Origin of the sequence: Polaromonas sp. (genome assembly GCF_018780625.1) — a bacterium.
GTDB lineage: Bacteria > Pseudomonadota > Gammaproteobacteria > Burkholderiales > Burkholderiaceae_C > Polaromonas.
In genome coordinates this window covers 1-21,383 of the sequence record NZ_JADMJK010000090.1, presented here as the reverse complement: position 1 = coordinate 21,383, position 21,383 = coordinate 1, and the positions used below count along the sequence as shown (strand labels likewise).

Here is a 21,383-nt window from a genome sequence, read left to right as displayed (position 1 = left end):
CGCGGCCCCATTGGCGCTATTCTTCACCCTCCTGCCAGGCGTTGGTCCAAGCCGCGCGCGTCCCTTTGCAACCGAGTCCCCTTCATGCCCCACCATCCCACTGCGCTCAAATTCCTCATGCCCGGCTGGTTCGTCGTCGTCATGGGCCTGTCGGGGCTGTCTCTGGCCTGGCACAGCGCGGTGCCCATTCTGGGTGACACGGCGGGCGCCGGGGCGATGGTGCTTGGCGCGCTGGCGGCGCTGGTGTTTGCGCTGCTGGCCGGGCTGTCGCTGCTGCGCTGGCAACGTTATCCGCTGGCGCTGGCCGATGACCTGAAGCACCCGGTGCGCCATCCGCTGGTGGCGGCATTGCCGGCGTCGCTGCTGTTGCTGGCCACCGTCGCCACCGCGTTGACCGGAGCCGGTACGCCCGCCAGGGTGCTGTGGGTGCTGGGCGCGGCCTGGCAGTTTGGCGTCACGGTGTGGGTCCTGTCGCGCTGGCTCAAGGGCAACAAGGAGGGCGGCCTGGTCTGGCCCAGCCTGACGCCGCTGATGCTGATTCCCGTGGTCGGCAACATGCTGGCGCCGCTGGCTGGCGTGGCGCTGGGTTCTTCGCAATGGTCGGCGGCGCAGCTGGGCCTGGGGCTGCTGCTGTGGCCGGTGCTGCTCACGCTGCTGGCCGTGCGCGTGGGCACGGCAGGCCTGTGGCCCGAGCGGCTGCTGGCCAGCACCTTCATCACGGTGTCGCCGCCGGCCGTGGCGGGCCTGGCCGCGCTGCAACTGGGCGCGTCGCCGCTGCTGTCCTGGATGGCCTGGGGCGTGGCGCTGTTTTTCCTGGTCTGGTCGGCCGGTATTTTCAAGCGCGCCATTTCGCAGCCGTTCAGCGTGACGCTCTGGGCGCTGTCGTTTCCGCTGGCGGCGTTTGCCGCGCTGACGCTGCAACTGGCGCCCCATGCCGCCCGCTGGTTTCAGCCCCTGGCGATGCTGGTGCTGGCCCTGACGACGCTGGTGATTGCCGCGCTGTCGCTGGCCACCGTGAAGGGGCTGCGCGAAGGCACGCTGCTGGCGCCTGAGCCGGTAGCGATGATCACGCCGGCCGGCGCGTAGGGCGTGGGGGCATCAATGCTTGGGCTGTGCGCCTGCCGCCCTGGCGTTGGCGTCCAGTCCGCCTTTGGCTTGCCACTCGGCAAAGCCGCCCTGCAAAATCCGCACGTTGTCCCAGCCGGCCACCCGCAGCGCAAAGCCCGCCTGGGCCGACAGCGAGCCGGTGTTGCAGTAGATCAGTACCGGCTTGTTTTTGGGAATCTGGCTGCTCTTGGCCAGCACCTGGCGCCACTCGATGTTGACGGCGCCGGGAATGTGCGCGGCGCTGAACTGCGCGGCATCGCGGGCGTCAATGACCATCATCTTGGCGTATTCGTCCTTGGGGATTTGCTCGGGAAAAATGGTGGCGCCGCCATAGTCCACAAACTCCAGGTAGCCCGCCATTTCGTCGATGGCCGCAGCCTTGTTGTCGGCCCAGACCGGTGCGCACAGCGCCAGGCCCAAACCGAGGCTCAGGCTGACGGCCCAGCGTGAAGTAACTTTTTTCATGATGTCTCCAGTGTTGACGCTGGATCATATAAGCAATCTGCGATATATGGTGTATCCAGAAAGCGCCTCGATGCCAACCCGCGCCGGCAAGAGGCCGGTTGCGCGCCTCTTGTTCCGTTCCAGAACTGCACACGAACCATGAGCCGGTGCAATCTATCCCTGTCATTGCGAATAAAGTGCGGCAATCCATGACTGCGCTTTTTCGGCGATGGATCGCCGCGCTTCGCTCGCGCTGACGAGTCGGGAGGCGGTTCATGGAAAGACCCCAAAAATTGACCGCACAATAGCCCCGTCACCCACACCTTCAGCGCCATGAATCCACCTCTTGTTCATCCTTCTGCCTTGCTGCCGTCCAGACCGTCGGTGCCACTGGCGCAGCGCATGCTGCCCGACGACGACGCGCAGCGCGCCATGCTGCACAACGAGGTGCATGCCCGCCCGCCCGCGCGCATCCGCGTGCCGGCGCTGGTGGTGTATGTGGCCGTGTTCAATGAAGGCGTCACGCGCGAGCAGGAATGCGCGCACCTGCGCCTGCTGCCCGGTCAGCAGGACCTGGCCCCCGAAAGCCTGCAGGGCAATTTCTTGCGCCTGCGCTTTGAGGGCTATACCGTCAAGTGGGAGCGGCACACCGAGTTCAGCCGCTACGCCATCGTGCAGCCCTTGCCCGCGCACGCACAGCTTGGCGCGTCTGACCCCGAACTGATGTCCGCGCTGGTGCTGGCGCCTGAATGGCTGCGCGGCATACCGGGCCGCACCATTGCGGCCATCAAGCTGGCCATGGTGCATGGCGACCTGGCGGCGGTGGACGACACGCTGGCGCAGGCCCGGGCCTGGTTTGGCGAACACCCGGTGGTGGCTTCGGTGACGGGCAATGCCGGCCACTCCTGGGCAGTGACCGACTTCATGCTGCGCCCCAGCGGCTTTGAACGCATGCTGGTGATCGTGCCGCCGGGCACCACGCAAACGCGCGTCGGCCGCATCTCGCACCGCCTGCTGGAGCTCGAAACCTACCGGCTCATGGCCCTGCGCGGCCTGCCCGTGGCCAAGCAGCTGGGCCCCATGCTGACCGCGTCAGACGACGCGCTGGCTGACATCACGGCGCGGCTCGAGCTCAAGTCGGCGTCAGACCAGGAACTGCTGGACACGCTGGTATCGCTGGCGGCCCGTGTGGAGCGCGCCACGGCCGAGCATGTGTACCGGTTTTCAGCTACCCGCGCCTACGACACGCTGGTGACCCAGCGCATCACCGAATTGCGCGAGCAGCCCATTCCCGGCACGCAAACGCTGGGCGACTTCATGCAGCGCCGGCTGTCGCCCGCCATTGCCACCGTGGCATCCACCGCGCAGCGGCTCGCGTCATTGTCAGAGCGGGTGTCACGTACCAGCGCCTTGCTGCGCACGCGGGTGGACATTGCCACCGAGGTGCAAAACCAGCAGCTACTGGAAAAGCTCACGCGCGGGCAAGAACTGCAGCTGCGCCTGCAAAGCACGGTGGAAGGGTTGTCGATCGCGGCGATCTCCTACTACGTGGTCAGCCTGCTGCTCTACGGCGGCAAGGCGCTCAAGGGCGCGGGCGTGCCGATCAACCCCGAAATAGCGGCCGGGGCACTGATCCCGCTGGTGCTGTGGGCGGTCTGGAGCACCACGCGGCGCATTCACCGAAAGCTGCACACCGGGCATTGAAACCGCGCGTCAATGTGCTCAAACAAGGGCAACCCTTTGTGTTGAAGGGCGGCAAGCAGCGCGGGGTCCGTGCTCAGGCCCGCCTACAGCACATCAACCGGAATCTTCAGATAGCGCACGCCGTTGTCCTCGGGCGGCGGCATTTTTCCGGCGCGCATGTTGACCTGCACGGACGGCAGCATCAGCACCGGCATGGACAGCGTGGCGTCCCGCGCGCGGCGCATGGCTACGAATGCGTCCTCGGTCACGCCGATGTGCACATGGATGTTGGCGCTGCGCTGCTCGGCCACGGTGCTCATGTGGGCCTCGGGACGCCCCCCGGGCGGGTAGTCGTGGCATAAATACAGCCGGGTCTCGGGCGGCAGGGCCAGCACTTTCTGGATCGAGCGGTACAGCACGGCCGCATCGCCCCCCGGAAAGTCGCAGCGCGCAGTGCCGTAGTCGGGCATGAACAGCGTGTCGCCAACAAAAGCCACGGTGCCCGCGCCATCTTCAATCACGTAAGTCATGCAGGCCGGCGTGTGGCCGGGTGTGTGCATGGCGCGCGCGGGCAGGCTGCCAATGGTGAACAGGTCGCCATCTTCAAACAGGCGCTGAAACTGGGAGCCGTCGCGGGCAAACTCGGGGCCGGCGTTGAACAGCTTGCCAAACACCTGCTGCACCGTGGTGATGCGGCCGCCAATGGCGATGCGCCCACCCAGCTGGCTTTGCAGATAGGGCGCGGCCGACAGGTGGTCGGCGTGCACATGTGTTTCCAGCAGCCACTGCACCTGCGCGCCCAGCGCCTGGACGCGCGCCACCAGTTTGTCTGCCGACCGGGTGCTGGTGCGTCCCGATTTGGGGTCGTAGTCCAGCACGCTGTCGACCAGCGCGCACTGCATCGTGCGGTGGTCCAGCACGAGGTAGCTGAAGGTGGAGGTGTCTTCGTCAAAGAAGTGTTCTATGGCGAGTGGCTGCGGCATGGCGGGGCTTTCGTCGTTGACTTGAAAAAAACAGGGCGCTGCGGGCGTAACCCTGGAGGTCTTGCTTGATTTACATCAAGTCCAAAACATGCTGCCCGTGTCCAATGAAAGTATTGACTTGCACTATACCCCTGCAGGTAATTGAAAAGGAGTCAGGCATGCGCAGCACGGCGTAGCTGGCCGTGCTCAAGGGCCGGGTATGACAAACGCTGAGCACACGACGCACAAGGAGACGCACTATGCATGAAATCTGGCTGGCCCTCAATATGGTTTATGAACTGGCGCTGTCTGCGCTGCCGCTGGTGGCGGTGGTCGTGGGCTCATGGCTGGCGCTGATGTGGGCGGCTCGGGACGGGCTCAGCGCCCGGCATATTCCGCTGGCGCTGGGCGTGGGCATGCTGGCGGCGGTGGTGGCTGCCTTGGCTGTGCCGCCGCTCACCGGCGCGTCGCTGGCCGACAGGGGGTATGGGCTCGATGGGGCGAGCCTGGCGGCCGTGGCACTTGGATTGGGTGCTGTGGTGGCGCTGCTGGCCTGGCCGGTGGTTTGCCTGCTGCGGCAACCGGCCTTGCCGCCTGTACATGCTTACCGCGTGCAGCGCCGCACTACGTCAGCAAGGCCGCCAGCCGCTGCAGGGCATGCTGGACCGTGGCCGCGCGTACGGCCGCCCGGTCGCCGGCAAAATGGCGTATTTCACTGACGACGCCGGCGGGCGTGCCCCAGCCAAACCAGACCGTGCCCACGGGTTTGGCGGCGCTGCCGCCGCTGGGGCCGGCCACGCCGGTCACGGCCACCGCCACTTGGGCATGGGCGCGGGCCAGGGCGCCCTGCACCATGGCCCGTACCACTTCTTCGCTGACGGCGCCGTGACGCGCGATCAGCGCGGCGTCTACGCCCAGCATTTCCGTCTTGGCGTCGTTCGAGTAGGTCACGAAGCCGCGTTCAAACCAGGCGCTGGAGCCCGCGAGGTCGGTGCAGGCAGCTGAAATCAGGCCGCCGGTGCAGCTTTCGGCGGCTGTCAGCAGCCATTGTTTTTTTTGCAGCGAATCGGCTATTTGGGCAACCCATTCGGGCGTGGACAGCGTGTTGGGGGAAGACATTTCCGGTCTCAAAAAAAGCGCCACAAGGCGATCACCAGCAAGGTGCAGGCGGCGGCCACCAGGTCGTCAAACAAGATGCCGAAGCCGCCGCGCCAGCCAAAACCCTTGAAGGTCTTGTCGGCCCAGGCGACCGGGCCGGGTTTGGCGGCATCAAAAAACCGGAACAGCGCAAATGCCACCAGCTGCCCGAGCAAGCCGGCCGGCATCACCAGCCACAGCACCAGCCAGAAGCCCACCACCTCGTCCCAGACGATGCTGCCGGGGTCGGCGACGCGCATGTTGCGGGCCGTGACGGTGCAGGCCCACCAGCCCACCAGCACGGAGGCGGCGATCAGCGCGCCCATGCCGGCCGGCGACAGCCAGCGCTGCAGCACCAGAAACGACAGCCAGGCCCACAGCGTGCCTGCGGTGCCGGGCGCCAGAGGGCTCAGGCCCGAGCCAAAGCCCATGGCCACGAAATGCGCAGGGTGGGCCAGCATGAAGCCGGCGCTGGGCCGCAGCGCGGCGGCGCGGGGCATTTCGGGGGACAAGAGGGCGTCGGACATCGTCGGTAGGGGGCAAGGGAGTAGGGGTGACGATGATTTTGGCATACCGGTTCGGCAGGCGTGGCTGACAATACCGGCAAACCGGGGATGGCTCAAGCCCGGGCCACTGCGTCAATCTACGGAGTCAGACCATGCGCAACGATTCAAGGTGCTGCGGCACCGGCACCTGCCTGATCAATGCCGACGGCGACTGCTGGTGCGGCCAGCGCTGGGACGGCGAAAAAATGTGCATGCCCGTGCCGGCGCACGCGCTGGGGGCGGCAGCAGAAACCGAATTGGTGAAGGATGCGCCGACGCCCCAGGACGAATAGCCGGGTGCGGCCGCGTCAGGCGAAGTGGTCGAACGAGGCGAAGCTGTGGGGCGGCAAGGCCTGGCCCTGGCCATCGATCAGCCGCAGGCCGGCTTCGGGCTCGATGCGGCCAATGCGCGTGACCGGGGTGTGGGCCTGGCGCGCGGCGGCCTGCACCGCCTCCCGCGCTGACGCGGGGGCGGTGAAGGCGAGTTCGTAGTCGTCGCCGCCGGCCAGCACGTATTCGAGCTGATTGTTTAAGGAAATAAGGCCTGTAGCCCAATCTTTGTGGGTGCATGAAGCTATTAAATTAATAGCTATCGAGGTGTCGATGGTGGCCCCCACGCCAGAGGCTTTGAGGATGTGCCGCAGGTCGCCGAGCAGGCCGTCGCTCACGTCAATGGCCGCGCTGGCCACGCCGCGCAGCGCCTGGCCCAGCGCCACGCGCGGGGTGGGTTGCTCCAGCCGCTGCCGGGCCTCGGCCAGCACGGTGGCGGGCAGGGCCCGCGTGCCGCGCAAGGCGTCCAGCGCCAGCCGGGCGTCGCCCAGCGTGCCGCTGACGTACACGTCGTCCCCGGCGCGGGCGCCCGAGCGCAGCAGCGCCTGGCTGCGGCCATGGACCACCGGCACTTCGCCAAATACCGTGATGCAGATATTGAGCGGCCCCTGCGTGGTGTCGCCGCCCACCAGTTCGCAGCCGTGGGCATCGGCCAGCGCCAGCAGGCCGCGCGAAAAAGGCGCCAGCCAGGCATCGTCGGCAAGCGGCAGGGCCAGCGCCAGCGTGAAGGCCAGCGGCGTGGCACCGCAGGCGGCCAGGTCGCTGAGGTTGACGGCCAGCGCCTTGTGGCCGAGCGCGGCCGGGTCTACGTCGGCAAAGAAGTGACGGCCTTGCACCAGCATGTCGCAGGAGATGGCCATTTGCGTGCCGGGCGCCGGCTGCAGCAGCGCGCAGTCGTCGCCCACGCCCAGCACGGCCCGCGGCGTGGGGCGCGTGAAATAGCGGGCAATCAGGTCAAATTCACCCATGGCGGCTGCGGGCCTCAGCGCTGCTGGGCGTGGGTCACGCCGCCGCGAAAACGCTCGGCCGCCTGCCGGATGACTTCGGCCAGCAGGCGTTCCTCGCCCTGCTTTTCGCGCAGCCAGCGGGCGTCGTTGTCGTTGCGGTCCACGCTGCTGCGCAGCAGGTTCAGGGAGGCGCTGGCGCCCACGCTGATCGCATGGCGGTCGATCTGGCTCATGGTCATCAGGATGTGCTCGCGCAGCGGCATGTGGCTGCCGGTGGCCGGGTCGACGTAGACCGCATCGAGTCCGAAGCGGCAGGCCTGGAAACGGTTGTAGGTGTAGACCAGGTAGTCGTCTTCGGTCGGCATGAAGGGTTGGTCGTTCATGAACCAGGACGCCAGCGACTGCACGTAACCGGACAGCGCGGCGGCGCGCTCTATGGTCAGCGGCGTGTCGAAGACGCGGATTTCGATGGTGCCGAACTCCGGCTTGGGCCGGATGTCCCAGTAGAAATCCTTCATGCTCTTGACCACGCCGGTGTGCGCCATCTTGTTGAAGTACACCGTGAACTCGTCCCAGGTCAGCGCAAACGGCGCGCGGCCCGACAGCGGAAAGGCAAACACCGAATTGAGCCGGGCCGAGTCAAACGCCGTGTCCTGGCCCTGCACATACGGGCTGGAGGCGGACAGCGCAATGAAATGCGGAATGTAGCGCGACATGCGGTGCAGCGTCAGCAGCGCGCTGTCGGGGTCGGGGCAGCCGACATGCACATGCTGGCCAAAAATGGTGAACTGCTTGGACAGGTAGCCGTACAACTCGGACAGCTCCCGAAAGCGCGGCTTGTCGTAAATGCGGCGCTCGTGCCACTGCTGGAACGGGTGCGTGCCGCCGCCGACCACGGCAATGTTGAGCTTGTCGGCGCACTTGACCAGCGCGTCGCGGATCTGGCTCAACTGGCCCAGCACTTCGGACGACGACTGGCACACGCCGGTCGAAATCTCGATCATGCTCGACGTCATCTCGGGCACCACGGCGCCGGGCAGCGGCGTTTTGGCCATCAGGCGCAGCATGTCCTCGGCGTAGGGCGCGAGGTCGTAGTCGTGGGTGTTGACGAGCTGCAGTTCAAGCTCCACGCCCAGTGACAGGGCGGCGGATTTCTGGAAGGTTTCAAGACTCATGGACAGGTCCTGTGGCGGGGCCGCGCGTCAGGCGCTCCCAGGGTTTTGAGCTTTCGCCGGCGCGGTAAATGGCCACGGTGGCCAAAATGGCGCCCAGCACCTCCATCAGCAAAATGGCGGGCAGGGCCACGCCGGCAATCTCGCGCCCGATGGGGCCGGACGCGGCCACATACTGGGACACCAGCAGCAGTGCCACCGAGGACATCGGCGACATCGCGCAGCCGACCCACAGGGCTTGCTTCCAGCTGGAGCCGCTGCCCACATTGCCAATCGCAACGCCGGTGATTTTGGCCAGCATGCGCGCCAGCACCAGCACCGCGACCACGCCGGCCACGGGCGCGCTCCAGTCGGCCTGCGCCGCCACCACGGACACCAGCACGAACATCAGCATGGTGAGCATGGACGACGCCGTGCCCATTTGCCGGGGCCACGACCAGGGGCGCGGGTTGAGTTGCTTGAGCAGCATGCCGCCCAGCAGCGCTGCCAGCGCGGCCGAGCCGCCAAAATTGGCGGCCAGTGCGGCGCCGGCGGCAATCACCGCGAGCAGCAAAATGGCGGTGTTTTCGCTGGTCGGGCTCATGACGCGCAGCGCGGTGCGCAGCGTCAGCGCCAGCACCGCCGCCACCACCACCGACATGCCCAGCACCACCAGCACCGGGAACAGCGAGTTGACCAGCCCGCCAGCTTCGCCCTGGGGCATCATGCCGGCGCGGGCGCTGCACAGCGTCAGGGCATACAGGCTGCTGAGGGTGGACAGCACCATGGCGCGCTCCGTGACTGGTCCGGCGGCCCGCGTGTCAATCGCCACGCGCGACAGCACGGCCGGGGATGCCGCCATGGCCACCAGGGCCAGCGACTCGGCCACCAGGCTTTGCACGCCCATCAGGCCCAGCGCCCAGTACACGAGCAAAAAGGTCAGCGTGGATTCCACCAGGCTTTGCACCAGCACCATGGGGTTGTGGCGAAACCAGCGCAGCGGGATGCGCCCGCCCGCTTCAAACAGCACGACTGCCACACCGAGTTCGAGCAAAAACAGCCCGATGCCTTGCAGTGGCCAGATCGCGCCGGTGAAGCCGGCCAGGCCGGCGAAGGCGCCGACCACGGAGTAGCCGATGACCTTGGGCAGGCCGCTGTAGCGGTTCACGAGATGACCTGCGGCGGCGGCCAGCGCCAGCAAAATCGACCATTGCACGGTGGGCAAGCCGGCCGATGGCTTGATCCATTCAGCCCAGATGGACATGATGTCGTTCATTACGGTGTATCTCCACTCGAGTCAGGACTTCTGCAGCCAGGCCCGGGGGGAAGGCGTGGTGCGCGATTGCTTGGCGCCCTGAGGCGCCAAGACCGGCGATGGATACCGGTGGGTGTCAGCTAACAACCGTTTGGGCCGAGTTTAACTGCATCAAGTGCGCCCCCCGGCCGAAAAGGCGCATGCCGGGCAAGGCCAAAAAGGCCTGCGGCGCGCGTGATTTCTATTCGGGCATGAAGAAGCTGCGCGGATGGCTGCGCCAGCGCGCCCAGATGGCCGAGCGGATGCGCGCGCGGTCCGGGCCGCTGACGCTGTGGGCCTGCAAGGCCAGACGGAACGCGAGGTAAAAACTCACGCCCACATTGAGCGCTGCCGTCAGCGGAATGGCAGCGATGCACCACCAGAGCGCCGGCTGCCTGAAGGTCTCAAGCCCCAGCGTGGCGCTCGCGGCCGCCAGTTGCCCGGCCGACAGCGTGACGTGGCGCACTTCAAGATCCAGGCCAAAGAAACTGGTGAAGGCCGGAATCAGTCCGAGCATGAAACCAAATGAAATATTCGAGGCAAAGCCTGAGATGTTCTTGCGCATGAAGGCTGACCAGCGCGCGGCGCGTTCGGCGCCCAGCACGCCCGTAAAGAGCGGGTTGTGCCGCAGGGCCGAATCAAGCCGGTGCAGCACAAACCAGTTTTCTGCCCAGCCCGCAATGATGCTGGCCATGAAGAGAATCCCGCCCGTCAAACCGGCCCAGAGCAGCGTAGGGCCCAGCAGCGTCAGCGTTTCCAGCACATGCCTTGCCTGCTGGGGGCTGAGCATGGGGTGGTCGCGCAGCACGTAAATCAGCGCATTGACCAGCAGCACGGCCGGCACCACCATGAATACATTGCCAAACACGGCGGCCATCTGCGAGCGCACCAGGTGGGTCACCTCGTCGACAAACGACGTGATGGCTTCTGGCGAGTCGATGTCCTTGAGTTTGGCGGCCATGGCGGGCGCGGTCATGGCCGGTTGCTTGGTCGCCAGCGTGAAATGCAGCAACTGGATCAGGGTGAAAAAGAAGGCGTAGTTCACGCCGATCCAGAAACCGCCCCAGAACGCGGTCAGGCCGACGGCCATCAACAGGAATTTGAACCAGATGGTGACGGCCGTGACGGCACCGCCGCCCATGGCCTTGCCCAGCATTTCCTTGTAGTCGCTGCGGTTGCGGGTGATGTAGTGTTCGCCGGTTTCGGCGCTGCGCTCGGCCACCTTGGCCGACAGCAGGGTGGAGTTGGCGCTGATCAGCGCGCCTATGCTTTTGCTTTCCTCGCTCGTCACCACGCGCCGCGCCAGCAGCTTGACCGCCGCCACTGCGGGGTGGGGCGAGGTCAGGCTGTCCAGCAGCTCGCGCACGCGCATGATGCGCTCGCGCAGCTGGCGCAACCGAAACACCATGCCCACGGAAATGCCGTTTTCCTCCAGGTGCGCATAAATGCTGTTGATGGCCTGGCGGCATGCGTCCAGCCGTTCCCGGTACTGCGTGATGGCCGCTTCCAGCCGGGCCTCGTCGCGATCGGCCTTGAAAAAGGCCTGGCGCAACTCGTCAATGTCGGCGGGCAGCGCATGAAACGCCCGCGCGCCCGGCAGGCTGGGGTCTATGCGCAAGCGCAGTTCAGGGGCAAAACCGGTGGCGCGAATTTGCGCGGTGCAGTAGGTCAGGGCGTCCATCAGGCTGTTGTGCCAGTGCAGCGTGTCGGCCTCGGGCTGGGCCGACAGCAGGCGCGCCAGCTGGCTGATTTTGGGCTCGTCCAGCGCGGCCAGCCACTGCGCATCGAAACGCGTGGGCGCCACCAGCGGCAGCAGCTCCGACGCATCGACGGTTTCGGGCGTGCTGGGCAGCAGCTTGCGGCGCAGCCGTTCGGCCAGTTCGCTGACAAACGCCGTGCGCGGCGCAAATCCAAAATCAGCCAGCAAGGTCGTGATGTCCACGGTCTGCAGCAGCTGCTGCCACCAGGCCTGCAAGCGCGCCTGCAGCGCAGGCTGCGCCTGAACCGCATCCATGAAGACCTGGACCCGCACCAGCGCCGACTCCGGGGAAGTCTGGTCGCCGCGAATCCATGCAAACAACTGGATCAGCCAGACGTGGCGCTCGGCCAGTCCGGCTGCCGGGTCCAGCGCCGCCAGCAGGGCCGGCAGGTCCTTGACCGGTCGGCTCAATGCAGCACCCGACCGGAGGCGCTGCCACCCGGGTCGGCTTCCAGAACAAACATCGGGATCGCGACTTCAAAGCGCGCGCCGTCTTCAGCGACACAGAAAAAACTGCCGTGCATGGTGCCGCTGGCGGTGCGCAGCCGGGAGCCGCTGGTGTACTGGAAGGATTCGCCCGGTTTGAGCAATGGCTGATGGCCCACCACGCCCAAGCCCTTGACCTCTTCGGTGTGGCCGTTGGCGTCGCTGATGAGCCAGTGGCGCGAAATCAGCTGGGCCGGCACCTCGCCGGTGTTGGTGATGGTGACGGTATAGGAAAACCCATAGACCGCTTCTTGCGGCGCGGACTGCTCCGCCTGGTATTGGGGGGTGACTTCGCAGGAGAATTGGTATTTGGACATGGCAGCAGCAGGCGCAAGCAGTAGTTGGCAGCCATGTTAACCGCCTCCGCCACGGCCGCGCCGGCGCCGGGGCATGGCCCCTGAGCCGGCTTGCTGCGACAATCTTGCGCATGCCCAACACCACCACGCCCGCCTTTCGCATTGCCCCGTCCCTGTTGTCCGCCGACTTCGCCCGTCTGGGTGACGAGCTCAAAGCCGTCATCGCGGCGGGCGCCGACTGGATTCACTTTGACGTGATGGACAACCACTACGTGCCCAACCTGACCTTTGGGCCCATGATTTGCCAGGCCTTGAAGCCCCACGCCAAAAAAGCCGACGGCACGGCGGTGCCGATTGACGTGCATTTGATGGTGCAGCCCGTCGACGCGCTGGCAGCCGCCTTTGCCGATGCCGGCGCCGACCTGATCAGCTTTCACCCGGATGCCTCCGGCCATGTGCACCGCAGCGTGCAGGCCATCAAGGCCAAGGGCTGCAAGGCCGGGCTGGCGTTCAATCCGGCGGCATCGCTGGACGTGCTGGACTGGGTGATTGACGACATCGACCTGATCCTGATCATGAGCGTCAACCCCGGCTTCGGCGGCCAGAGCTTCATTGATTCGGCGCTGCGCAAAATCGAGCAGGCGCGCAAACGCATTGACGCCTCGGGCAAGGACATCCGTCTGGAAGTCGATGGAGGCATCAAGACCGACAACATCCGCCGCGTGGCCGACGCGGGTGCCGACACCTTTGTGGCGGGCAGCGCGATTTTTGGCAAGCCCGACTACAAGGCCGTGATCGACGCCATGCGGGCGGCGCTTGGCGCGTCGTGATGCAGTGGGCCATTGACGGCGAAATAGACGCCGTCATCATCGATCTGGACGGCACGATGGTGGACACCATGGGTGACTTCGTGGCGGCGATCAATTTGATGCTCGGTGATTTGCCTCTGCCCGACGACAGCCTGCCTCTGGACGCAGCCACCGCCAACCGCATGGTCGGCAAAGGCTCGGAGCATCTGGTCAGGTCCGTGCTGGCGCACGTTCAAGAGCAGATGCCGCCGGCGCAAAACGCGGTGGATGTGCTGGCGCACTACGACTTCGCCTTTGACCATTACCAGGCGCATTACGCCGCCGTGAACGGCCAGCATTCAGCGTTGTATCCGGGAGTGCTGGAAGGGCTGCGCGGCTTGCACGGTGCGGGCTTGCCCCTGGTGTGCCTGACCAACAAGCCTGTCGCCTTTGCCCGCGCGCTGCTCGCGCGCAAGGGCCTGGACGGGTTTTTTGGGACGGTGTTTGGCGGTGATTCGTTCGAGCGCAAGAAGCCGGATCCGCTGCCCCTGCTGAAAACCTGCGCGCTGTTGGGTACCACACCCGCCCGCACCCTGATGATTGGCGACTCCAGCAACGACTCCCAGGCCGCCCGCGCGGCAGGCTGCCCGGTGCTGCTGGTGACCTATGGCTACAACCACGGCGAGCCGGTGCAAGCCGTGGATGCCGATGGCTTGATTGACTCGCTGACGCAGGTGCGCTGGCCGCAATAAGCGCACGGCGCCCGCTTCAGGGCATCTTGCCCAGCAACTCGTCCTTGAGTTTCCAGTCTGCCGGTTTGGCGCCCAGCCAGATGCGCATCATGGCATTGAAAAACTCGGGTTCCTTGATGGCGTCGCCCTGCGCTTTTCCCCTGACTGAAATCACGGTGCCCGTGCCTGGTACCCAGTCGATGGTGAAGCCTTCGCCCGCCGCCATTTTTTTCTGGTCCGAGAAAACCTGGCCCATTTTGAGCAGGCCGGGGATCAGTCTGGACATTTCTGCCTTGGGGGCGTTTTCCTCAAACGCCTTGGTGAAGCTTTTGCCGAGTTCGTTTGAGTCAATCTCGCGCAGCAGTGTGATGTGCATGCGCCTGGGCCCCGCTGCGGCGTAGATATCTTCTGGCGTGCCGGCCTTTTTTTCAAGATAAAGGGCCGCCACATAGACCTTGAAAATCGCCTTGTAGCGTATGCCGGCGCCATTGAGCTGCAGTTTTTTGCCCTGCAGCTCCAGCGACTCGTCGAGCTTGACGCCTGAAATCTCGACCGGCGCGGCCAGAACGCTAAGTGACAGCAGCCAGGCCGCCAGGCCCGCCACGCATCGCATGGTGAAAGTCATGAGTAGGTCTCTCCGGGGAATGGTTAAAAAGAACGGTCGTTCGTTTTTGTGTACCCATTTTGAAGCCGGCCATGCGCCCCGGCAACAGGGTTTGCGAGATCAGCGTTAGTACCCATGGCTATTTCTGTCGTTGTGCCCGGCGCGGGTGGTCCGCAGCCAGCAACGGGCGGCCCGTCTTTGCTACACTTTGGCCTACATGTTCATTCATCGCATCAACCAAACAGCCTGCGCCGGCCGGGGAGCCTGGCTTTGGCGTTCCTGTTCCACCCGGCACGCCTGAGGCGCCCGTATCGCTCATTGTTTTGAGCCCGTGCATGGCCCCGCAGCCTGCTTTTTGCTGAATTGATGCGCTCCTGCGCCACGCAAGAGCATTCCCGGCCCCGGACCTCGGGGTGTTTTGAATGACAGAAGGCGGCGTTTTTTGATGCGCAGCGTCTTCTGATGAAGGACTTACCGTGATCTCTGAACTCGAATTTAAAAGTCTCGCGGCGCAAGGCTACAACCGCATCCCGCTGCTGGCCGAGGCCTTTGCCGACCTTGAAACCCCGCTGTCGCTTTACCTGAAACTGGCGCACTCCAAGGACGGCGGAAAGTTCAGTTTCCTGCTCGAATCCGTGGTCGGTGGCGAGCGCTTTGGCCGCTACAGCTTCATTGGCCTGCCGGCCCGCACGCTGGTGCGCGCTTCGGGCTTTGGCGCCGACATGCGGACCGAGGTGGTGACCGACGGGCGCGTGGTTGAAACCTCGGCGCGCAACCCGCTCGACTTCATCAGCGACTACCAAAAACGCTTCAAGGTCGCGCTGCGGCCTGGCCTGCCGCGCTTTTGCGGCGGACTGGCCGGCTACTTTGGCTACGACACGGTGCGCTACATCGAGAAAAAGCTGGAAGCCAGCTGCCCGCCCGACACGCTGGGCTGCCCCGACATCTTGCTGCTGCAGTGCGAAGAACTGGCCGTGATCGACAACCTGTCGGGCAAGCTGTATTTGATTGTGTATGCCGACCCGGCGCTGCCCGAGGCCTATGCCAACGCCAAAAAGCGCCTGCGCGAACTCAAGGAGCAGCTCAGGTACTCGGTCAGCGCGCCCGTGGTCAAGCCGAGCCAGGGCCACCCGGCCGAGCGCGACTTTGCCAAGGCCGACTACATTGCCGCCGTGGAGCGCGCCAAGCGGCTGATTGAAGCGGGCGACTTCATGCAGGTGCAGGTCGGCCAGCGCATCAAAAAACGCTACACCGAGTCGCCGCTGAGTCTGTACCGCGCGCTGCGCTCGCTGAATCCGTCGCCCTATATGTACTACTACCATTTTGGGGATTTCCATGTGGTCGGCGCGTCGCCCGAAATCCTGGTGCGCCAGGAGCAGGTGGAAGAAGGGCAAAAAATCACCATCCGACCGCTGGCCGGCACCCGGCCGCGCGCCTCGTCGCCAGAAGCCGACAGGGCGGCCGAGCAGGAACTGATCAACGACCCCAAGGAGCGCGCCGAGCACGTCATGCTGATTGACCTGGCGCGCAATGACATTGGCCGCATTGCCAAGACCGGCACGGTGAAGGTCACAGAAGCCTTTTCGGTCGAGCGCTACAGCCATGTCATGCACATCGTCAGCAACGTCGAGGGGATTTTGCTCGACGGCATGACCAGCATGGACGTGCTGAAAGCCACCTTCCCGGCCGGCACGCTGACCGGCGCGCCCAAGGTGCACGCCATGGAGATGATTGACCAGCTGGAGCCGACCAAGCGCGGGCTGTACGGCGGTGCCTGCGGCTACCTCAGCTATGCGGGCGACATGGATGTGGCGATTGCGATTCGCACCGGCATCATCAAGGACGGCACGCTGTATGTGCAGGCGGCTGCCGGTGTGGTGGCCGATTCTGTGCCCGAGCTGGAATGGAAAGAAACCGAAGCCAAGGCGCGCGCCTTGCTGCGCGCCAGCGAGCTGGTGGAAGAAGGACTGGAGTAAGCCATGAAGCTCTTGATGATCGACAACTACGACAGCTTTACCTACAACATCGTCCAGTACTTTGGCGAGTTGGGGGCCGAGGTCGAGGTGTTCCGCAACGACGAGATCACGCTGGCCGAGATTGCCGCGCGCGCGCCAGACCGGCTGGTGGTATCGCCCGGCCCGTGCTCGCCCGCCGAGGCCGGTATTTCGGTGGCGGCGATCCAGCACTTTGCCGGCAAGCTGCCGATTCTGGGTGTCTGCCTTGGCCACCAGGCCATAGGCGCGGCGTTCGGCGGCACGATTGTGCGGGCGCAGCAACTGATGCACGGCAAGACCAGCGTGATCACCACCACGCAAGAGGGTGTGTTTGCCGGACTGCCCCGGCAATTCACCGTCAACCGCTACCACTCGCTGGCGATCGAACGCGCATCCTGCCCCGAGGTGCTGGCCGTCACGGCCTGGACCGACGACGGCGAGATCATGGGCGTGCGCCACAAAGAGCTGCCGATTCAGGGCGTGCAATTTCACCCCGAGTCGATACTGACCGAGCACGGCCACGCGATGCTGAAAAACTTCCTGACGCAGCAGGCGTGAATTTGCTATGTATTCAATAGCTGTAAATGTCCGAATTGATTGGGCTGGAGGCTTAAATGATTCATAAAACTGTTGATCTGCGAAGCGACACGGTGACCCAGCCGACCGCCGCCATGCGCGCGGCCATGCTGGCGGCCCCGCTGGGCGACGACGTGTTTGGCGACGACCCCAGCGTCAATGCGCTGCAGGACAAGATCGCCGCTATGCTCGGCTTCGAAGCCGCGCTGTTCATGCCCACCGGCACGCAGAGCAACCTCTGCGCCATCCTGGCGCATTGCCAGCGCGGCGACGAATACCTTGTCGGCCAGATGGCGCACTGCTACCGCTGGGAAGGCGGCGGCGCGGCGGTGCTGGGCAGCGTGCAGCCGCAGCCCTTGAACCACCAGGCGGACGGCACGCTGGCCCTCGCTGACATTGAAGCCGCGATCAAGCCCGACGACGCGCATTTCGCCCGTACGCGCCTGCTGGCGCTTGAAAACACGCTGGGCGGCAAGCTGCTGCCGTTTGACTATCTGCAGCAGGCCACGCAACTGGCAAAAGCCAAAGGCCTGAGCCGGCATCTGGACGGCGCGCGCCTGTTCAATGCGGCGGTGGCGCAGGCGGCGCAAACCGGCAGCGACGCCTTCACCGAGGCCGCGCGCATAGCCGGCTGTTTTGACAGTGTCTCGGTCTGCTTCAGCAAGGGCCTCGGCGCGCCGATTGGCTCGGCGCTGTGCGGCTCGCAGGGCTTCATTGCACGCGCCCACCGCATCCGCAAGATGGCCGGCGGCGGCATGCGCCAGGCCGGCATGCTGGCGGCGGCGGCCTCGCATGCGCTGGACCACCATGTCGAGCGGCTGGCGCAAGACCATGCCTTGGCCCAGCGCCTGGCCGGCAGCCTGGCGGGAATTGAAGGCGTGCAGGTCGAGGTGCCGCAGACCAACATCGTGTTCGTGGACCTGAGCGGTGCTGCCAAGGCGAAGTCGGCGGGCCTGCTGCCCCACCTGGCCGAGCAGGGCATCCAGGCCACCGGCCTGTACCGGCTGCGCTTTGTCACGCACCTGGATGTGGACGAGGCGGGCATTGACCAGGCTGCAGCCGCGATGCGCCAATTTTTCAAGGCCTGACGGCCTGTTGCCATTCAGAAAACATACCCATACCCTAAAGACGCCCATGCCCAACAGCCACAAAATCACGCCCCAGCAAGCGCTGCAGCGCACCATCGAGCACCGCGAGATCTTTCACGACGAGATGCTGCACGTCATGCGCATGATCATGAGCGGCGAGATGTCGCCGGTGATGATGGCCGCGCTGATCACCGGGCTGCGCGTCAAGAAGGAAACCATCGGTGAAATCACCGCCGCCGCGCAGGTGATGCGCGAGTTTTCGACCAAGGTCCATGTGGCCGACAAAACCCACCTGGTCGACATCGTCGGCACCGGCGGCGACGGCTCGCACACCTTCAACATCTCTACCTGCGCCATGTTTGTAGCCGCGGCGGCGGGCGCCAAGGTCAGCAAGCACGGCGGGCGCAGCGTCAGCAGCAAGTCGGGCAGCGCCGACGTCGTCGAGTCGCTGGGCATCAACATCAACCTGTCGCCGGACGCGATTGCCAGGTGCATCGAAGAAGTGGGCGTGGGTTTCATGTTTGCGCCGAATCACCACCCGGCCATGAAAAACGTCGCGCCCATCCGCAAGGAACTGGGCGTGCGCACCATCTTCAACATCCTGGGCCCGTTGACCAATCCGGCCAGCGCGCCCAACATTTTGATGGGCGTGTTCCATCCCGACCTGGTGGGCATTCAGGTCAGGGCGCTGCAGCGCCTGGGCGCCGAACATGCGCTGGTGGTCTACGGCAAGGACGGTATGGATGAAGTCAGCCTGGGTGCGGCCACTGTGGTGGGCGAGCTCAAAGACGGCGAAATCACCGAGTACGAAATCCATCCCGAAGACTTCAAGCTTCAGATGGCCAGCAACCGCGCACTGCGCGTTGAAACGCCCGAGCAGTCCAGGGCCATGCTGCTGGGCGTGCTCGACAACCAGCCGGGCGCGGCGCGCGACATCGTGATCCTCAACGCCGGTGCGACGCTGTACGCCGCCAATGTGGTGGATTCCATGATGCACGGCATCGAGCGGGCGCGGGCGGCCATCGAATCAGGCGCGGCCAGGGACAAGCTGGCGCAACTGGTGGCCTTCAGCCAGCGCGCCGTGGCGTGAGGCCATGTGGCGCGATCCCGGCGCCTGGATCGCTCTTGGCATTTCTGCGCTGTTTATCATCGTGGGCTTCGTGATGCACCGCATCTTTATGAAAGTCTTCCAAAACGGCGTTCACCCGCCGACCTCCCTGCCAACCCACTGGAATCCCATGAGTGACATTCTGAACAAAATCATTGCCGTCAAGCGCGAAGAAATCGAAGAAGCGATCAACCGCAAGCCCCTGCTGGCCATGCGCAAAGACGCCGAGTCGCGCGTCAATACACGCGACTTCGTCGGTGCCCTGCGCGCCAGGATTGCGGCCGGCCAGCCGGCAGTGATCGCTGAAATCAAGAAGGCCAGCCCGTCCAAGGGCGTGCTGCGCGAGGACTTCATTCCCGCCGACATTGCCCAAGCCTATGCCGAGTCCGGTGCGGCCTGCCTGTCGGTGCTGACCGACAAGCAGTTCTTCCAGGGCAGCATCGACTACCTGAAGCAGGCCCGGGCATCGTGTGGCCTGCCGGTGCTGCGCAAGGATTTCATCATCGACGCCTACCAGGTCTATGAATCGCGCGTGATGGGCGCTGACTGCATTTTGCTGATCGCCGCCTGCCTGGACGATGCGCAGATGAAGTCGCTGGAGGCGCTGGCGATGTCGCTCGACATGGCCGTGCTGGTCGAGGTGCACGACGAGGCTGAGCTGGACCGCGCGCTCAAGCTCAGGACGCCGCTGATCGGCATCAACAACCGCAACCTCAACACCTTTGAAGTCTCGCTCGACACCACGCTGAAGCTGATGGGCAAGGTGCCCGCAGACCGTCTGCTGGTGACCGAATCGGGCATCACCACGCCCGAAGACGTGAAGCGCCTGCGTGACGCCAAGGTCAACGCCTTTCTGGTGGGCGAGGCCTTCATGCGCGCCGACGACCCGGGCGTGGCGTTGCAGCAGCTGTTCGGCCTGTAACGGCGACCATGGAGCAGGTTTCGTTGGCCGGCATGCAGGCAAGCGCGCCTGATCGTCTGACCAGCGCCGACCCGTCGGACTGGCTGGTTGCGCCCGGCTGGCGGCCCCTGACCGAGGTTTTTTTTGCGAGTCCAGCGGGGCAAAAGCTGCTGGGCTTTTTGCGCCGCCGGCTGGCCGAGGGCGCGGTGATTTTTCCGCCGCAGCCGCTGCGCGCGCTCGCGCTCACGCCGCCCGAAGCGGTGCGCGTGGTGATCCTGGGGCAGGACCCGTACCACGGGCGAGGGCAGGCTGAGGGGCTGGCTTTTTCCGTCGCGCCCGGCGTGCCTTTGCCGCCGTCGCTGCGCAATATTTTCAAGGAGTTGCAGCGCGACCTGGGCACGCCGCCGCCGCTCTTTCCGGTGCCCGGCGGCAGCCTTGTGGGCTGGGCCCGCGACGGCGTCCTGCTGCTCAACACCTGCCTGACAGTGGAAGAGGGGCGGCCAGCCAGCCATGCCGGGCAGGGCTGGGAGGTGTTGACCGACAGCGTGATTCGCCAGGTATCGGGCGGTGATCATGCGGTGGTGTTTCTGCTGTGGGGTGCCCATGCCCAGAGCAAGCGCGCGCTGATAGACGCCAGCCGCCACAAGGTGCTGCTGGCCAACCATCCGTCGCCGCTGTCTGCGCTGCGGCCGCCGCTGCCGTTCATCGGCTGTGGCCACTTCTCGCAGGTGTCCCGGTGGCGTGGCCTGCAAGCGGGTCGGTAAAAAGAGCGGGTGCACGGCAAATGCCTTGGCATCCCACAACTTTTATTTAATTTCCATACCATTGGCTGGCTACTGACATAAACCCGTGGCATAATCTGAGGTTCACTTAGAGGATGGGTGTCCGAGTGGTTAAAGGAGGCAGACTGTAAATCTGTTCGCTAACGCGTACGCTGGTTCGAATCCAGCCCCATCCACCAACTTCTAGTTGATTTTGGTAAGAGTGCATCGAAAGGCCAGTGTCGTGTGACCGGTCTTGAGTTGTGAAATAGTAGAGTGTGAGTTGATCTGGTAGAGCTGCGCGGGAGTAGTTCAATGGTAGAACCCTAGCCTTCCAAGCTAATGACGCGGGTCCGATTCCCGTCTCCCGCTCCAAAAGCTGTGCTTGCAGGCAGTTTTGGGGTTCGCTGGTTGATTTTGCGCCTGATTGCAGTAAGAGATTTTTGAATTCAGCCCATTTGGCTCAGTGGTAGAGCACTCCCTTGGTAAGGGAGAGGTCGCGGGTCCGATTCCCGCAATGGGCACCATATTTTTAGCGGATGCAGTGCAGTCGGCATTGCATCAGGTTGTTGTTGGATTAGCTGGTGTTGTAACTTTCCGGAGTCGAAAATGGGTAAAGAAAAATTTTCGCGGACGAAACCGCACGTCAACGTTGGCACGATTGGCCACGTCGATCATGGTAAAACCACCC

At 64.8% G+C, this 21,383-nt stretch carries 22 protein-coding genes and 3 tRNA genes; 15 read left to right on the top strand and 10 right to left on the bottom strand.

The window, feature by feature from the left end; genetic code table 11:
* Nucleotides 1-84 precede the first annotated feature (84 nt).
* Nucleotides 85-1,086 (top strand): C4-dicarboxylate ABC transporter, encoded by a 1,002-nt coding sequence (locus IV091_RS08295; RefSeq protein WP_293467465.1) that lies wholly within the window; start codon nt 85-87, stop codon nt 1,084-1,086.
* A 12-nt stretch (nt 1,087-1,098) separates the two neighbouring features.
* Here IV091_RS08295 and IV091_RS08290 read toward each other — a convergent pair whose 3' ends face one another.
* Nucleotides 1,099-1,572, bottom strand: coding sequence for a rhodanese-like domain-containing protein (locus IV091_RS08290; RefSeq protein WP_293467462.1), 474 nt, complete (start codon nt 1,570-1,572; stop codon nt 1,099-1,101).
* Between the two features lie 312 nt (nt 1,573-1,884).
* Between IV091_RS08290 and IV091_RS08285 the strand changes: the two genes are divergently transcribed.
* Nucleotides 1,885-3,255, top strand: coding sequence for a DUF3422 family protein (locus IV091_RS08285; protein ID WP_293467459.1), 1,371 nt, complete (start codon nt 1,885-1,887; stop codon nt 3,253-3,255).
* Between the two features lie 83 nt (nt 3,256-3,338).
* Here the strand turns inward: IV091_RS08285 and IV091_RS08280 are convergent, their stop codons facing one another.
* Nucleotides 3,339-4,217, bottom strand: a complete 879-nt coding sequence (locus IV091_RS08280; RefSeq protein ID WP_293467456.1) for an MBL fold metallo-hydrolase — start codon at nt 4,215-4,217, stop codon at nt 3,339-3,341.
* A 239-nt stretch (nt 4,218-4,456) separates the two neighbouring features.
* On the opposite strand from IV091_RS08280, the gene IV091_RS08275 reads away from it, so the two are divergent.
* Entirely contained in the window at nt 4,457-4,915 is a 459-nt protein-coding gene (locus IV091_RS08275) for a hypothetical protein (protein WP_293467454.1), read from the top strand.
* On the opposite strand, the gene IV091_RS08270 is transcribed toward IV091_RS08275, so the two are convergent.
* Together IV091_RS08270 and IV091_RS08265 are read right to left on the bottom strand one after the other, a co-directional pair.
* A complete protein-coding gene (locus IV091_RS08270; protein WP_293467452.1) occupies nt 4,821-5,315 on the bottom strand; it encodes a CinA family protein in 495 nt (164 codons plus the stop codon). The two genes, IV091_RS08275 and IV091_RS08270, sit on opposite strands and share 95 nt — an antisense overlap.
* An 8-nt stretch (nt 5,316-5,323) precedes the next feature.
* On the bottom strand, nt 5,324-5,860 hold the full coding sequence (locus IV091_RS08265; protein ID WP_293467450.1) for a phosphatidylglycerophosphatase A: 537 nt from the start codon (nt 5,858-5,860) through the stop codon (nt 5,324-5,326).
* 131 nt (nt 5,861-5,991) lie between these two features.
* Between IV091_RS08265 and IV091_RS08260 the strand changes: the two genes are divergently transcribed.
* Entirely contained in the window at nt 5,992-6,171 is a 180-nt protein-coding gene (locus tag IV091_RS08260; protein ID WP_293467448.1) for a hypothetical protein, read from the top strand.
* A gap of 15 nt (nt 6,172-6,186) precedes the next feature.
* Here the strand turns inward: IV091_RS08260 and thiL are convergent, their stop codons facing one another.
* The 5 genes from thiL to apaG form a co-directional block, all read right to left on the bottom strand.
* Complete coding sequence (thiL, locus tag IV091_RS08255) at nt 6,187-7,176, bottom strand: thiamine-phosphate kinase (protein ID WP_293467446.1); 990 nt, start codon at nt 7,174-7,176, stop codon at nt 6,187-6,189.
* Between the two features lie 14 nt (nt 7,177-7,190).
* Nucleotides 7,191-8,330 carry a YbdK family carboxylate-amine ligase gene (locus IV091_RS08250; RefSeq protein WP_293467444.1) on the bottom strand — a complete coding sequence of 380 codons (1,140 nt, stop codon included), beginning with the start codon at nt 8,328-8,330 and terminating at the stop codon, nt 7,191-7,193.
* Nucleotides 8,320-9,582: a cation:proton antiporter gene (locus IV091_RS08245; RefSeq protein ID WP_293467442.1), complete on the bottom strand. Its 1,263-nt coding sequence runs from the start codon at nt 9,580-9,582 to the stop codon at nt 8,320-8,322. The genes IV091_RS08250 and IV091_RS08245 overlap by 11 nt, the downstream gene beginning before the upstream one ends.
* A 220-nt stretch (nt 9,583-9,802) precedes the next feature.
* Nucleotides 9,803-11,770, bottom strand: coding sequence for a site-specific recombinase (locus IV091_RS08240; RefSeq protein WP_293467440.1), 1,968 nt, complete (start codon nt 11,768-11,770; stop codon nt 9,803-9,805).
* Complete coding sequence (gene apaG, locus IV091_RS08235) at nt 11,767-12,162, bottom strand: Co2+/Mg2+ efflux protein ApaG (RefSeq protein ID WP_293467438.1); 396 nt, start codon at nt 12,160-12,162, stop codon at nt 11,767-11,769. Before apaG ends, IV091_RS08240 begins: the two co-directional genes overlap by 4 nt.
* A gap of 110 nt (nt 12,163-12,272) precedes the next feature.
* Here apaG and rpe point away from each other — a divergent pair, with 110 nt between their 5' ends.
* Together rpe and gph are read left to right on the top strand one after the other, a co-directional pair.
* Nucleotides 12,273-12,971, top strand: a complete 699-nt coding sequence (rpe, locus tag IV091_RS08230; RefSeq protein ID WP_293467436.1) for a ribulose-phosphate 3-epimerase — start codon at nt 12,273-12,275, stop codon at nt 12,969-12,971.
* Nucleotides 12,971-13,681, top strand: a complete 711-nt coding sequence (gene gph / locus IV091_RS08225; RefSeq protein WP_293467434.1) for a phosphoglycolate phosphatase — start codon at nt 12,971-12,973, stop codon at nt 13,679-13,681. Before rpe ends, gph begins: the two co-directional genes overlap by 1 nt.
* A gap of 16 nt (nt 13,682-13,697) precedes the next feature.
* On the opposite strand, the gene IV091_RS08220 is transcribed toward gph, so the two are convergent.
* Nucleotides 13,698-14,285, bottom strand: a complete 588-nt coding sequence (locus IV091_RS08220; protein WP_293467432.1) for a chalcone isomerase family protein — start codon at nt 14,283-14,285, stop codon at nt 13,698-13,700.
* 455 nt (nt 14,286-14,740) lie between these two features.
* Here IV091_RS08220 and trpE point away from each other — a divergent pair, with 455 nt between their 5' ends.
* From trpE to IV091_RS08175, 9 genes are all read left to right on the top strand, one after another.
* Nucleotides 14,741-16,240: an anthranilate synthase component I gene (gene trpE / locus IV091_RS08215; RefSeq protein ID WP_293467431.1), complete on the top strand. Its 1,500-nt coding sequence runs from the start codon at nt 14,741-14,743 to the stop codon at nt 16,238-16,240.
* Between the two features lie 3 nt (nt 16,241-16,243).
* Entirely contained in the window at nt 16,244-16,816 is a 573-nt protein-coding gene (locus tag IV091_RS08210) for an aminodeoxychorismate/anthranilate synthase component II (protein ID WP_293467428.1), read from the top strand.
* A gap of 56 nt (nt 16,817-16,872) precedes the next feature.
* Complete coding sequence (gene ltaE, locus IV091_RS08205; protein WP_293467425.1) at nt 16,873-17,922, top strand: low-specificity L-threonine aldolase; 1,050 nt, start codon at nt 16,873-16,875, stop codon at nt 17,920-17,922.
* 46 nt (nt 17,923-17,968) lie between these two features.
* Nucleotides 17,969-19,012, top strand: coding sequence for an anthranilate phosphoribosyltransferase (gene trpD, locus IV091_RS08200; RefSeq protein ID WP_293467422.1), 1,044 nt, complete (start codon nt 17,969-17,971; stop codon nt 19,010-19,012).
* A gap of 148 nt (nt 19,013-19,160) precedes the next feature.
* Nucleotides 19,161-19,952, top strand: coding sequence for an indole-3-glycerol phosphate synthase TrpC (gene trpC / locus IV091_RS08195; RefSeq protein ID WP_293467421.1), 792 nt, complete (start codon nt 19,161-19,163; stop codon nt 19,950-19,952).
* Between the two features lie 8 nt (nt 19,953-19,960).
* Entirely contained in the window at nt 19,961-20,695 is a 735-nt protein-coding gene (locus IV091_RS08190; RefSeq protein ID WP_293467419.1) for a uracil-DNA glycosylase, read from the top strand.
* 111 nt (nt 20,696-20,806) lie between these two features.
* Nucleotides 20,807-20,892: transfer RNA gene (locus tag IV091_RS08185), tRNA-Tyr, on the top strand.
* Nucleotides 20,893-20,993: 101 nt separating this feature from the next.
* A tRNA-Gly gene (locus IV091_RS08180) sits at nt 20,994-21,067 on the top strand.
* A 77-nt stretch (nt 21,068-21,144) separates the two neighbouring features.
* Nucleotides 21,145-21,219: transfer RNA gene (locus tag IV091_RS08175), tRNA-Thr, on the top strand.
* The last annotated feature ends 164 nt before the right edge of the window (nt 21,220-21,383 follow it).

Coding starts and splice junctions, on each gene's coding strand:
- IV091_RS08295 (WP_293467465.1), top strand. CDS start 85: ATGCCCCACCATCCCACTGCGCTCAAATTCCTCATGCCCGGCTGGTTC.
- IV091_RS08290 (WP_293467462.1), bottom strand. CDS start 1,572: ATGAAAAAAGTTACTTCACGCTGGGCCGTCAGCCTGAGCCTCGGTTTG.
- IV091_RS08285 (WP_293467459.1), top strand. CDS start 1,885: ATGAATCCACCTCTTGTTCATCCTTCTGCCTTGCTGCCGTCCAGACCG.
- IV091_RS08280 (WP_293467456.1), bottom strand. CDS start 4,217: ATGCCGCAGCCACTCGCCATAGAACACTTCTTTGACGAAGACACCTCC.
- IV091_RS08275 (WP_293467454.1), top strand. CDS start 4,457: ATGCATGAAATCTGGCTGGCCCTCAATATGGTTTATGAACTGGCGCTG.
- IV091_RS08270 (WP_293467452.1), bottom strand. CDS start 5,315: ATGTCTTCCCCCAACACGCTGTCCACGCCCGAATGGGTTGCCCAAATA.
- IV091_RS08265 (WP_293467450.1), bottom strand. CDS start 5,860: ATGTCCGACGCCCTCTTGTCCCCCGAAATGCCCCGCGCCGCCGCGCTG.
- IV091_RS08260 (WP_293467448.1), top strand. CDS start 5,992: ATGCGCAACGATTCAAGGTGCTGCGGCACCGGCACCTGCCTGATCAAT.
- thiL (WP_293467446.1), bottom strand. CDS start 7,176: ATGGGTGAATTTGACCTGATTGCCCGCTATTTCACGCGCCCCACGCCG.
- IV091_RS08250 (WP_293467444.1), bottom strand. CDS start 8,330: ATGAGTCTTGAAACCTTCCAGAAATCCGCCGCCCTGTCACTGGGCGTG.
- IV091_RS08245 (WP_293467442.1), bottom strand. CDS start 9,582: ATGAACGACATCATGTCCATCTGGGCTGAATGGATCAAGCCATCGGCC.
- apaG (WP_293467438.1), bottom strand. CDS start 12,162: ATGTCCAAATACCAATTCTCCTGCGAAGTCACCCCCCAATACCAGGCG.
- rpe (WP_293467436.1), top strand. CDS start 12,273: ATGCCCAACACCACCACGCCCGCCTTTCGCATTGCCCCGTCCCTGTTG.
- gph (WP_293467434.1), top strand. CDS start 12,971: ATGCAGTGGGCCATTGACGGCGAAATAGACGCCGTCATCATCGATCTG.
- IV091_RS08220 (WP_293467432.1), bottom strand. CDS start 14,285: ATGACTTTCACCATGCGATGCGTGGCGGGCCTGGCGGCCTGGCTGCTG.
- IV091_RS08210 (WP_293467428.1), top strand. CDS start 16,244: ATGAAGCTCTTGATGATCGACAACTACGACAGCTTTACCTACAACATC.
- ltaE (WP_293467425.1), top strand. CDS start 16,873: ATGATTCATAAAACTGTTGATCTGCGAAGCGACACGGTGACCCAGCCG.
- trpD (WP_293467422.1), top strand. CDS start 17,969: ATGCCCAACAGCCACAAAATCACGCCCCAGCAAGCGCTGCAGCGCACC.
- trpC (WP_293467421.1), top strand. CDS start 19,161: ATGAGTGACATTCTGAACAAAATCATTGCCGTCAAGCGCGAAGAAATC.
- IV091_RS08190 (WP_293467419.1), top strand. CDS start 19,961: ATGGAGCAGGTTTCGTTGGCCGGCATGCAGGCAAGCGCGCCTGATCGT.